The sequence below is a fragment of the Thalassospira xianhensis MCCC 1A02616 genome (assembly GCF_003326475.1).
GTDB lineage: Bacteria > Pseudomonadota > Alphaproteobacteria > Rhodospirillales > Thalassospiraceae > Thalassospira > Thalassospira xianhensis.
In genome coordinates, this window is sequence record NZ_JPWA01000050.1 from 16158 (window position 1) to 27264 (window position 11107).

The 11107-nt window shown below is 56.6% G+C and carries 10 protein-coding genes; 8 read left to right on the forward strand and 2 right to left on the reverse strand.

Translation table 11 applies throughout. From position 1 onward, the window contains the following. Window positions 1–255 precede the first annotated feature (255 nt). The 5 genes from TH5_RS23540 to TH5_RS23560 all read left to right on the forward strand — a co-directional run bounded on the left by TH5_RS23540 (window position 256) and on the right by TH5_RS23560 (window position 8060). Window positions 256–1389, forward strand: a complete 1134-nt coding sequence (locus TH5_RS23540) for an efflux RND transporter periplasmic adaptor subunit (RefSeq protein WP_167443653.1) — start codon at window positions 256–258, stop codon at window positions 1387–1389. 1 nt (window position 1390) lies between these two features. Further along, window positions 1391–4543, forward strand: coding sequence for an efflux RND transporter permease subunit (locus TH5_RS23545; RefSeq protein ID WP_114123925.1), 3153 nt, complete (start codon window positions 1391–1393; stop codon window positions 4541–4543). A 1-nt stretch (window position 4544) separates the two neighbouring features. Then, on the forward strand, window positions 4545–5996 hold the full coding sequence (locus TH5_RS23550; protein ID WP_114123916.1) for an efflux transporter outer membrane subunit: 1452 nt from the start codon (window positions 4545–4547) through the stop codon (window positions 5994–5996). Window positions 5997–6120: 124 nt separating this feature from the next. After that, on the forward strand, window positions 6121–6744 hold the full coding sequence (locus tag TH5_RS23555) for an alpha-ketoglutarate-dependent dioxygenase AlkB family protein (RefSeq protein ID WP_114123917.1): 624 nt from the start codon (window positions 6121–6123) through the stop codon (window positions 6742–6744). A 275-nt stretch (window positions 6745–7019) separates the two neighbouring features. Further along, window positions 7020–8060, forward strand: coding sequence for a LacI family DNA-binding transcriptional regulator (locus TH5_RS23560; RefSeq protein WP_114123918.1), 1041 nt, complete (start codon window positions 7020–7022; stop codon window positions 8058–8060). Here the strand turns inward: TH5_RS23560 and TH5_RS23565 are convergent. Further along, window positions 8057–8644 (reverse strand): DNA-3-methyladenine glycosylase I, encoded by a 588-nt coding sequence (locus TH5_RS23565; RefSeq protein WP_114123919.1) that lies wholly within the window; start codon window positions 8642–8644, stop codon window positions 8057–8059. The genes TH5_RS23560 and TH5_RS23565 overlap by 4 nt on opposite strands. A gap of 327 nt (window positions 8645–8971) precedes the next feature. Between TH5_RS23565 and TH5_RS23575 the strand changes: the two genes are divergently transcribed. From TH5_RS23575 to folD, 3 genes are read left to right on the forward strand one after another with little or no spacing between them, the layout of a single operon-like run. Next, complete coding sequence (locus TH5_RS23575; RefSeq protein WP_007089155.1) at window positions 8972–9268, forward strand: YggT family protein; 297 nt, start codon at window positions 8972–8974, stop codon at window positions 9266–9268. A 9-nt stretch (window positions 9269–9277) separates the two neighbouring features. Beyond that, window positions 9278–9610, forward strand: coding sequence for a DUF167 family protein (locus tag TH5_RS23580; protein WP_114123921.1), 333 nt, complete (start codon window positions 9278–9280; stop codon window positions 9608–9610). Continuing rightward, the gene (gene folD, locus TH5_RS23585; protein ID WP_114123922.1) at window positions 9607–10506 is read left to right on the forward strand and encodes a bifunctional methylenetetrahydrofolate dehydrogenase/methenyltetrahydrofolate cyclohydrolase FolD; all 900 of its coding nucleotides are present in this window, start codon (window positions 9607–9609) and stop codon (window positions 10504–10506) included. The genes TH5_RS23580 and folD overlap by 4 nt, the downstream gene beginning before the upstream one ends. Window positions 10507–10557: 51 nt before the next feature. Here the strand turns inward: folD and TH5_RS23590 are convergent. Next, window positions 10558–11107, reverse strand: a 550-nt coding sequence (locus tag TH5_RS23590; protein ID WP_208638531.1) for an SLC13 family permease, incomplete at its 5' end; no start/stop codon positions are given.

The following is an 11107-nucleotide window of genomic DNA, read 5'->3' on the forward strand; positions in this document are numbered from 1 at the left end:
TTTCGCTGATTTAGGTCATTTAACCAGCCAAAAGCCTGTGCAGCATTGCACGGGCTTTTGTGCTTTTGGTGCCGGGGCGGGTGATCCGGATCGGCCGATTGAACCTATTACCTGATGAGTACAACTTGCGACATTTCTGATACAATTTTCCGGTCGCTGCCTTCGGGGAACTAACGTAAGGTCTATGATACTGACTTTAAGACATTTTCAGCGATGTCTTTGCATGATTCCAGAGCACACGAGAACGGGCATTCGATGTCACGCACAGGTAGGCTAGTCGTATTTCTTTTGATCATTGCCGCGGCCGGTGGCGGCTGGTTTGCCTATGACAAAGGGATGTTGCCCTTTATCGGGGCAGGCAGCGTTGCCGGGGCCGATAGCGCAAAGCGTTCGGGAAATCCGGCCCTGCCGGTGATCGCCGAATATGCCAGCATCATGGAAGAAAAGACGGTTGTCGAGGCGGTCGGAACCGGCCGGTCGACACTGGGCGTTTCGATTTATCCGGCAGTTTCGGGCGAAGTCAGTGATGTTCTGTTTCATGCCGGTGAAACGGTTTCACGCGGGCAGGTTCTTTTGATCCTTGATTCGGACCGGGAACGGCTGGCGCGGGATCTGGCATCGGTGCAGGTCAAGGATGCAAGCCAGCTTCTGGACCGCTACGAGCAGGCCCGTCCGCTTGGCGCGGTATCGGCAAGCGAGGTGGATGCGGCACGCACCGCCCTTGCCGAAGCACGCATAAGGCTGGATCAGGCAGAGGTTGACCTTGCGGACCGGACCATTCTTGCGCCGTTTAACGGTACGGTTGGCATTCCGCAGGTCGAACCGGGCGATCGTGTGGACAGTTCCACATTGATCGCGACACTCGATAATGTCGAAAGTGTTCTGGTTGATTTTGAAGTTTCCGAAACCCGCTTTGACAATGTGAAGATCGGGCAGTCGCTTCGGGTTGAAACCTGGAGCCTGCCGGGGGAATGGTTTGAGGGGACGGTTGATTCAATCGCCAGCCGGATTGATCCCGAAAGCCGGACATTTAAAGTGCGCGCGCGCATTCCCAATCCGACCGGGCGTCTTTTGTCGGGGATGTCCTTTGCGGTTTATGTCGATATTGAAGGTCAGACCTATCCGTCGGTTCCGGAAATTTCGGTTCTGTGGGGCGATGGGGGCACCTATGTCTGGCGGATCAAGGATGACAAGGTCGAACGTGTTCCGGTCCGTGTCGTAAAGCGGACACAGGGGCGCATCCTGCTTGACGGGCCGATTGCCAAGGGTGATCTGATCGTGGTTGAAGGCGTGCTTCGCCTGCGGCCTGGGCGTGATGTTGCGGCAACCATTCGCGGCGGCGATGAAACCGGTGTTGCCCAGCGCAATGACACCGGCGAAGGGTCGTAACATGCAGGACGGAAATCAGAACGAAAACCAGAATGATCTGGCGTCACTCAGCATCCGTCGCCCTGTTCTTATTTCCGTGGTGTCGCTTCTGATCATTCTGGCAGGCCTTGCTGCGATGCTGGGCGTTGAAATTCGCGAGCTGCCCAACGTTGATCAGCCGACCGTCACGGTTTATGCCACCTATGACGGGGCATCGCCCGAGACGGTCGATGCCGAGGTGACCAGTATCCTAGAAGGGGCTGCATCACGGGTCAGCGGTGTCAAACGCATCAGTTCGAACAGCGAAGAAGGCACGTCGCGAGTTCGCGTCGAATTTTATCCCGACATCGAAATCAATGATGCCGCCAATGACATTCGCGAAGCGGTCAGCCGCGCATCCAGAAGCCTTCCGGACGAGGTTGAGGATGTTCGCGTGGTCAAGGCCGATGCTGATGCTAGTGCGATCATGCGACTGGCAGTGGTCAGCAACCGCCTGACCGAGGAAGAGCTTGCCAATATTGTCGATGACCAGATCAGCCCGGCGCTGCTTTCCGTGCCCGGTGTGGCCGAAATCACGATCAATGGCGAACGCGAAAAGGTTCTTCATGTTCGTGTCGATCCGCTGCGTCTGGCCAGTTACGGCTTTTCGGTTCAGGACGTTGCGGATGTTCTGGAAACCGCCAAGTTCGACATTCCCGCCGGCAGTTTTGATTCCAGCGATCAGAAGCTTTTTGTCCGGGCGGATGCGTCGGTCTGGGAGGTCGAGGACGTCAAACAGATGTTCATCCGCAATCAGGTGCGGCTGGGTGATGTGGCGGATGTTTATTACGGGCCCGATGATGCGACATCCTATGTGCGCCTTGATGGCCGGACCGTGATCGGACTTGGTGTTGTCAGGCAGGCGCAGTCAAACACGATTGCGATATCGGACGGCATCCGCGACGTGGCCCAGCGCCTGAACAATCAGTACGACGATATCGACGTGTTCGTGAACTCCGACGATGCGGTGTTTATCGAAGGCGCGCTTTGGGAAGTTCTGAACAGTCTGGCGCTAGCGATCATTATCGTGATCGGGGTTCTGTATCTTTTCCTGCGGTCCTTTACCGCGACGCTTATTCCGACGGTGACCATTCCGATCGCGCTGGTCGGGACGGTGGCCGCGATCTGGATGATGGGCTTTTCGATCAATATCCTGACGCTGCTGGCGCTTGTTCTGGCGACCGGGATGATTGTTGATGATGCGATTGTGGTGCTGGAAAACATCCAGCGCCGCCGTCATCAGGGGTTGGGATCGATGGCGGCCGCGGTTCTGGGGACGCGGCAGGTGTTTTTTGCGGTAATTGCCACCACACTGACGCTGGTATCGGTGTTTGTGCCGATTTCGTTTTTGCCAAGCACGGCGGGGCGTTTGTTCCGGGAATTTGGGTTCGTTCTGGCATTTTCGGTTGCGGTGTCTTCGTTTGTGGCTCTGTCACTGTGTCCGATGCTGGCATCGCGGTTAAAGCATATTGACCCGCATGACGGGGACAGGGATACCAAGCCCAACTTTCTTGAACGGATTGGCCTCTATTGTTCGGGTGTTTACAAATACATTCTGGAATGGGTTTTGCGGTTCCCGCTGATTACCCTGATCGTGTCGATCTTTGCCGGGGTGCTGGCATTTGGGGTCTATAACACGGTCACACAGGAACTTCTGCCCGACGAGGATCGCGGTCGTATTCTTGTATCGCTGCGCGGGCCGGACGGGGTTGGCATCGATTACATGGACCGCCAGGTCGAAACGGTTGAAAACATCCTGCGTCCGATTGTCGAGGCCGGGGATGCCTATAACATCTATACGATTGTCGGGCTTTGGGATCCGAACCGAGCGCTTGTGATTGCACCACTGGTACCGTGGGACGAGCGCAGCCGCAGCCAGCAGGATATCAGCAATTCGATCCGTGGAAGTCTTGAGGCATTGCCCGGTGTTCAGGCCTTTGTCTATCAGCCCAACAGCCTTGGTTTGCGCGGTGGTACCGGCGAGGGATTTGAATTTGCCCTGACGGGGACGAATTACCGCACGCTGGCGGCAAATGCGCGCGCCATGCAGCAGGAGCTTGAGGCGAATTATCCCCAGTTTGTCGGGCTTCGGGTTTCTTATCAGACGACACAGCCGCAATTGCTGGTGAATATTGACCGGCAGCGCGCCTTTGACCTTGGCATTCCGATTGAAAGTCTTGATACAACCCTTCGCACGATGATCGAAGGATATGAAGTTACCGAGATCACGGTGGATGATGAAAACATCCCGGTGAAGCTGCGCAGCAGCGCGGGCAGCATCAATGATCCATCCGATCTTGAGAACCTGTTTGTCAGTAATGGCGAGGGGCGTATTTTGCCGCTGTCATCGGTCATCAGCCTGACCGAAGAAGCGGTTGCATCCGAACTTGAACGCGAAGGGCAGCAGCGTGCGGTCAAGATTTCGGGCAATCTTGCGCCGGGTTATACCCTGCAGCAGGCGGTTGTCGATATTGACGAGGTTGCAGACAGGGTGCTGCCGCCGGGCATGAGCGTCCTTTTCCTTGGCGATGCGGCGACACTTGGCGAAACGTCGCATGATGTGCAGATCACGTTCCTGATTGCGGTGCTTGTCGTGTTGCTGGTGCTTGCCGCGCAGTTCGAAAGCTTCATGTCGGCTCTTGTGGTTGTCCTGACCGTTCCGTTCGGGTTGGCAGCGGCGATTTATGCGCTGGGCCTTAGCGGCACATCGATCAATATCTATAGCCAGATCGGGTTGGTGATGCTGGTCGGGCTTATGGCCAAGAACGGCATTCTGGTAGTGGAATTTGCCGATCAGTTGCGCGATGCCGGTAAATCAGTGCGCGAAGCGGTGCATGATGCGGCTATGATCCGCCTGCGCCCGATCATGATGACGATGATTTCAACCGTGCTTGGCGGTTTGCCGCTTGTGCTCGGCACCGGGGCCGGGGCGGAGGCGCGTGCCGCGATTGGCTGGGTGGTGTTTGGCGGGCTCGGTTTTGCGACGGTCTTTACCCTGTTCCTGACACCGGTTTTATACCTTTTGCTGGCGCCGCTGGTGTCGGCCCGTGCCGATGGCGGCAAGAAACTGCAAAGCCAGTTGCGGGCTGCGGAAAGCATCCCGGACAAGGGCGAGATTGAAGGAAGTACCAGCTAGAATGTCTGTAAAACGTCTTTCAATCTGTTGTGCCCTGCCACTGATGATCGGACTTTCGGCCTGTCAGACGGTCGGTCCGGATTATGTTGCACCGAAATTTGATCTTGTCGGAGCCTATACCCCGCCGGTGCCGGTGATTGCCGCCAATCAGGCCGATCATGGCCGCTGGTGGGAAAGTACGAGTGATCCGGTTTTGCGTGATCTGATCGCGCTTGGGCTTGCCAATAACCTTGATTTGCGGATCGCGGCCAGCCGGATCGAAGAAGCCCGTGCGGTGGCGCGCGGCGTTTCGGGGGCGAATGGCATCGAGGTCGGCGCCAGTGTGAATGGCGATGCCGAACGTGGCACATCATCGCGTGAACGCGGCGATCAGACGACGGATCTCGGATTTGGGGCTGGTATCGATTTTTCATGGACGGCGGATGTCTGGGGCGGGCAGCAGCGTGAAGACGAAGTGGCGCTGGCGGATTATCTGGAACAGGTTTATCTGCGCGAAGACGTTTACCTGACGGTGATTGCCGATATCGTGCGCAACTATATCGAATTGCGCGGTACGCAGAAGCGTCAGGAATTGCTGCGCAGTTCGCTTGATCTGCAACGCCAGACCAGTAACATCGTTCAGGTCCGGATGCAGACGGGGCTGGCGTCCGAGCTTGATCTTTCGCGTGCCCGTGCCGAGGTTTCCGATATCGAGGCGACATTGCCGACATTGCAGACCGATATTGACCGGTCGATCAATGCGATTGCCATCCTTCTGGGGGCACAGCCGGGAACCTATCGCGACCGTCTGGTCGATGTGCAGCCCCTGCCTGAATTTGACAGTGCGCCGCCGATTGGCATTCCAGCCGACCTTTTGCGCCGTCGTCCCGATGTCCGCGCGGCCGAGCTTTCGTTGATTTCCGCGACCGCCGAAATCGGTGTCCAGACCGCCGATCTTTATCCTGAATTGACGCTGGACGGGTCGGTGGCGTTGGGGGCGACGGGATATGGCACCGGGCCGATTGTCCAGACTGCGATGGCCGCCATCGGGGCGGTGATTGATGCGACGCTTTATGACGGTGGGGCACGGCAGGCCGATATCGATGTTGCCGAACAACAGGCGCAGCAGGCATTTTATAGCTATCAGCAGACCCTTCTGGTCGCCATTCAGGATGTTGAAAGTGCGATTTACGGCTATGTCGGGGCGGTCCAGCAACGCGATTCCCTGATTTCATCGGTGCGTTATCATCGTCAGGCGTTCGAGCAGTCCCGGGTGCGGTATGTTCAGGGGCTTTCGAACTTCCTTGATGTTCTTGATTCGCAACGCACCCTGACGCAGTCGCAGCAGGATCTGGCGGATGCGGAAACCGATCTGGAACTGGAAACCATCAATCTTTATGCCGCGGTTGGACTTAGCGTTGACGATGTCGAACGTTATGCCGACAAGGCCGGGATTGACATAAATAATGGTTAGCAGGTCCCTCCGGCAGAGACCTTCATTACACAAGCGTCTGTAATAACGCCGATTTCCATAAGCTGTTGCTTGTTTTCATCGACGGTTCGTCCTAGGTCTTGGGTAAGTTAGACCGGGGATAAAAATGACGGGCGATCTGTTTGCCAATGAACCACCACACAATCTGCTGCCCTTTGACGGGGAGGCATTGCTGTTGCGTGAAGTCATGGCGGCAAGTGATGCGGATCGTGCGTTTGAACGGCTTTTAAGCGGCATTGTCTGGCAGCAGGAAATTGCCAAGCTGATGGGGCGCGAAATTGCCGTGCCGCGATTGACAGCATGGTATGGCGATGTGGCCTATCGTTATAGCGGTGTCTATCACCCGGCATCGCCTTTTCCGAAAATCGTCGCCCCACTTCGCGATCTGGCGGAAGAAAAATCGGATACGTCGTTTAACACGGTTCTTCTGAACCATTATCGCGACGGGCGCGACAGTGTTTCCTGGCATGCTGATGACGAGGATGTGCTGGGCGAAAATCCGGTCATTGCCAGCCTGTCATTTGGCGAGGAACGCCGGTTCCATTTCCGGCACAAGAAAACCGGGGACCGGGTTAGTGTCGATTTGCCGCATAATTCATTGCTGATCATGCGCGGCGCGACACAGCATCACTGGTTGCATCAGATACCCAAAACCGCGCGCCAGATCGGGCCACGAATCAACCTGACATTCCGCCATACGGCGCCGGAAAACAAGGTGCGCGGCCGATGAGTTCGGGGGGCTTTGAAAAAAGCCGCCCCGGTCAGGGCGGCTTGAAGTCAGCAATTCGAGATTGCCGGGAAAACCCGTCAACACCAGGGTGCAAACGGACAAACGCGTAGGCTGTTGTGCAATCGATGCGTGCAATAATGAATCGATTCAATGAATGCAGTGTGGCGGTTCAGAAGGGGTTCTGTCAATATCGGGATGAACCGATTCAAAAAAAATGTCACGTGATGGTCGGTTAATCCGCAAGCCGGGGTGAATAAAGGGGAGACATCGCAAGGATGGCAAAACGGGTACGTCTTCTGGATGTGGCCAAGGCGGCCGGGGTATCGCAGGGCACGGCATCAAATGCCTTTGGCAAGCCGGATCTGGTACGCAAGGAAGTCCGGGAACGCATTCTGGAAGTTGCCAAGGAGCTTGGCTATCGCGGGCCGCATGTGATGGCGCGCATGTTGCGGACCGGCAAGGCCGGGGCGCTTGGCGTGGTGTTTCCCGATAATCTTGAATATGCCTTTAGCGACCCGGTGGCGATTGAGCTTCTGCGCGGTGTCGGGCGGGAATGTGCCCGGCAGGCGGTCAATATGATGATCATTTCCGCCGAAAACCCCGAACAGGCGATTACGGCGATCAACAATGCCGCCGTCGACGCGTTTCTGGTGCATTGCTATTCCGATGACAATGACATCATTTCCGCCATTCAGCGGCGCAACCAGCCATTGGTCTGCATCGATACCGATATTGCCGGGGCGGCGGGCACCGTGGTGCTTGATGATTTTGCCGGGGCGCAAATGGCAGCCCAGCATTTGATTGATTGCGGCGCGCGCAAATTCGCCATCCTGTCCCTGCAGGCCAACAAGGCGGAAAATTTCGGCCCGATGAATGCCAAACGCCGCGGGGCGGTCAGCCACCGTGTGGTGCGCGAACGGCTTGGCGGATATCACGCAGCCCTTAAAAAGGCCGGGATCGCGATCGAGGATATCGTCCATATCGAATGCGAAAACATGTCATCACACAGTGCCGAAATGGTCGAAACCATGTTACGCGACCACCCGGAAATCGATGGTATTCTGGCGATGTCCGATGTGATTGCCATCGGCGCACTTGATGGTGCACGGGCCGCAGGTCGCAAAATCCCCGATGATCTTAAGGTGATCGGCTTTGACGGGATTGCGGAAGGCGAACGCACCGACCCGCCATTATCGAGCATCCGACAGGATTCCGTCGAAAAGGGGCGGCTGGCGGCTGAAATGGCGCTTGGCGAGGCGGAAAGTGACAGCCGCGTGCTGGAAACCAGTCTGCTTGTCCGGGGATCGACGCGTTAAGCCGAAAGTGCCGGGTAGCAGTGGCAATCGGTGGTGTGGTCCATCACAAGGCCGGTTGCCTGCATGAAGGAATACATGATCGTGGTGCCGACAAACTTCATGCCGCGTTTCTTGAGGTCCTTGGACAGGGCATCGCTAAGTGCTGTGGATACGGGCACGTCAGACATGACCTTCCAGTGGTTGATGACCGGTTTGCCGCCAATGAAATCCCAGATATAGGCATCAAAACTGCCAAATTCCTTCTGGATTTCGATGAAGGCCCTGGCGTTCAGGATGCTTGCCGCGACCTTGGCCCGGTTGCGGATGATGCCGGGATCGGCCAAAAGCGATTGTTGTTTGGCTTCGTCATACCGGGCGATCTTCTGGACATCGAAATTATCGTAAGCCGCGCGATAGGTGTCGCGCCGTGCCAGAATGGTCAGCCAGCTAAGACCCGCCTGCGCACCTTCGAGGATCAGCATTTCGAAAAAGTGCCGGTCATCATGGACCGGAACGCCCCATTCCTGATCGTGGTAGTCGACGTAAAACGGCTTGTCGAGATGGGTTTCGGCCCATTTGCAACGGGGGAGCGTGTTCGTCGACATGATCGATCCTTCTTTGTCGTTTGATGGCAGCGCATTCTTGGATGGGATAGGCAAGGCTGGCAAGCCTGATGACTTTATCCTGACATTTCTCCTGACAGAAACTGTCTGGGGAAGGAGATTTTGCGGGTCATTCAAACGCGATGGTGGGGCCAAAAATGCACGATGTCTGGTGAAGCAAGTCACATCATGTGGAAAACTTGATCAAAGCATCGCAAATTAGGCGCTCTATGCTTGCGCCCAGGGCCAAGGCCGACTAGGTTTTGCAGCGTGTTAACACAATTCCGATCAGATCGGCCCGATCTGGACCGACTGCAAGAAGGAGCGGCGATGCTGGCGATTTTTTGGCTTATTGACACCGTTATTGGTATCTACATTTTCATGCTGATTGCTTCGGCAATCCTTTCATGGCTTGTGGCATTTGACGTGATCAATTCCAGCAACCGGTTCGTTTATATGGTTGGTGATTTCCTGTACCGGATTACTGAACCGGCATTGCGACCGATCCGCCGGATCATTCCGAATCTGGGCGGCATTGATATTTCGCCGATCATCCTGATTCTGATCCTGCAATTCGCCAACATGCTGATTCAGACAGACGTGCGCGCGGCGTTGCTGGGGTACTAAACCGTCGGGATGGGAAAACCGTTCTGCGATACCTTGGCGGATGGATCGGGTATCCGGCTGTTTTTGCGCCTGACACCAAAGGCTTCGCGAAATGCGATTGCCGGGGTCGGCGTTGACGGCAACGGGCAGCAGCAGATCAGGGTAATGGTTACGGCCGTGCCCGAAAATGGCAAGGCGAACATCGCCCTGATAAAGCTTTTGGCAAAAACGGCCAAATGGCCTAAATCGTCAGTCGAAATTGTTGCCGGGCATACGGACCGCAACAAGGTGCTGGAAATTTCAGGCGATCCGGACGCACTCATCGCGCAACTTCATGAATTGACGGGCGGACAAGACATATGAGCGACGCAAAAATCATCGACGGCAAAGCATTCGCGGCCAAATTGCGCGGCGACATCGCAGCAGAAGTGGCCAAGATCAAAGATGCGCACGGCGTTACGCCGGGTCTTGCGGTTATTCTGGTCGGCGAAGATCCGGCAAGCCAGGTTTATGTCCGCAACAAGGGCAAGCAGACCATCGAATGCGGCATGAATTCGTATGAGCACAAGCTTTCGGCTGATACGTCTCAGGAAGATCTTCTCGCGCTGATTGCGAAGCTGAATGCCGATCCGAATGTGCATGGCATCCTGTGCCAGTTGCCGGTCCCCAAACATATCGACGATCAGGCGATCCTTGCAGCCATCGATCCGGCCAAGGATGTTGACGGATTTCATGTCGTCAATGCCGGTGCGCTGGCAACCGGGGGCGAGGGCTTTGCGCCCTGCACGCCTTATGGCTGCCTGATGCTTCTTAAAGATACCCTTGGTGATCTGTCGGGGATGCGGGCGGTGGTTGTTGGCCGGTCCAACATCGTGGGCAAGCCGATGGCGCAGTTGCTTCTGAAAGAAAGCTGCACGGTGACCATCGCGCATTCGCGCACCCGTGACCTGCCCGAAGAAGTCCGCCGTGCGGACATTGTCATTGCCGCCGTCGGCCGCCCCAACATGATCAAGGGCGATTGGATCGCACCGGGTGCCACCGTGATTGATGTCGGCATCAACCGCGTTGAAGGGGCCGAGGGCAAAATGAAACTTGTCGGTGATGTCGAGTTCGAAACCGCATCCAAAGTTGCCGGTGCGATTACCCCGGTTCCGGGTGGTGTCGGCCCGATGACGATTGCCTGCCTGCTCAACAACACCCTGATTTCGGCGTGTCGTGCCAATGGGCTTGCGGTGCCGAACCTTGGCTTTGATAGTTAAACCGATATCAGAGCGAATTAAAAAAGGGCAGCCCGACGCTGCCCTTTTTCGTTACAGCGGCCAAACCCACAAAAGCATCGGCACGCCGACCGCGACGACGATGATTTCAATCGGCAGGCCAAGCCGCCAGTAATCACCAAAGCGGAAGCCGCCGGGGCCGAGGATGAGGGTGTTGTTCTGGTGGCCGATTGGGGTCAGGAAGGCGCAGGAAGCGCCGATGGCGACCGCCATCAGGAAGGCGTCGGGATTGACGTTGAGATGGCCGGCACTGCCAATCGCAATCGGGCACATGACGGCCGCGGTGGCGGCATTGTTCATGAAATCCGACAGCGTCATGGTGATGATCAGGATCAGGCCGAGCGCTATGATGGCATTCCCCTGTGCGACCCAGTTTAACAGGAAGCGGGCAATCAGATCGGCCGTGCCGGTGGTTTCCATGGCATTTGCCACCGGGATCAGGGCAGCGAGCAGGACAATCACCGGCCAATCGACCGCGTCATAGACATTGCGCGGGGCGACCACGCGGGTCACCATGGCAATCAGAACCCCGATGGCAAAGGCAACGGCGGCCGGTATGACGCCGAATGCCGCAGCCCCGATG

Excerpts from the sequence above, each read along its gene's own strand:
- TH5_RS23555 (WP_114123917.1), top strand. The coding sequence starts at position 6,121 with ATGACGGGCGATCTGTTTGCCAATGAACCACCACACAATCTGCTGCCC.
- TH5_RS23550 (WP_114123916.1), top strand. The coding sequence starts at position 4,545 with ATGTCTGTAAAACGTCTTTCAATCTGTTGTGCCCTGCCACTGATGATC.
- TH5_RS23540 (WP_167443653.1), top strand. The coding sequence starts at position 256 with ATGTCACGCACAGGTAGGCTAGTCGTATTTCTTTTGATCATTGCCGCG.
- TH5_RS23575 (WP_007089155.1), top strand. The coding sequence starts at position 8,972 with ATGCTGGCGATTTTTTGGCTTATTGACACCGTTATTGGTATCTACATT.
- folD (WP_114123922.1), top strand. The coding sequence starts at position 9,607 with ATGAGCGACGCAAAAATCATCGACGGCAAAGCATTCGCGGCCAAATTG.
- TH5_RS23565 (WP_114123919.1), bottom strand. The coding sequence starts at position 8,644 with ATGTCGACGAACACGCTCCCCCGTTGCAAATGGGCCGAAACCCATCTC.
- TH5_RS23560 (WP_114123918.1), top strand. The coding sequence starts at position 7,020 with ATGGCAAAACGGGTACGTCTTCTGGATGTGGCCAAGGCGGCCGGGGTA.
- TH5_RS23580 (WP_114123921.1), top strand. The coding sequence starts at position 9,278 with ATGGGAAAACCGTTCTGCGATACCTTGGCGGATGGATCGGGTATCCGG.
- TH5_RS23545 (WP_114123925.1), top strand. The coding sequence starts at position 1,391 with ATGCAGGACGGAAATCAGAACGAAAACCAGAATGATCTGGCGTCACTC.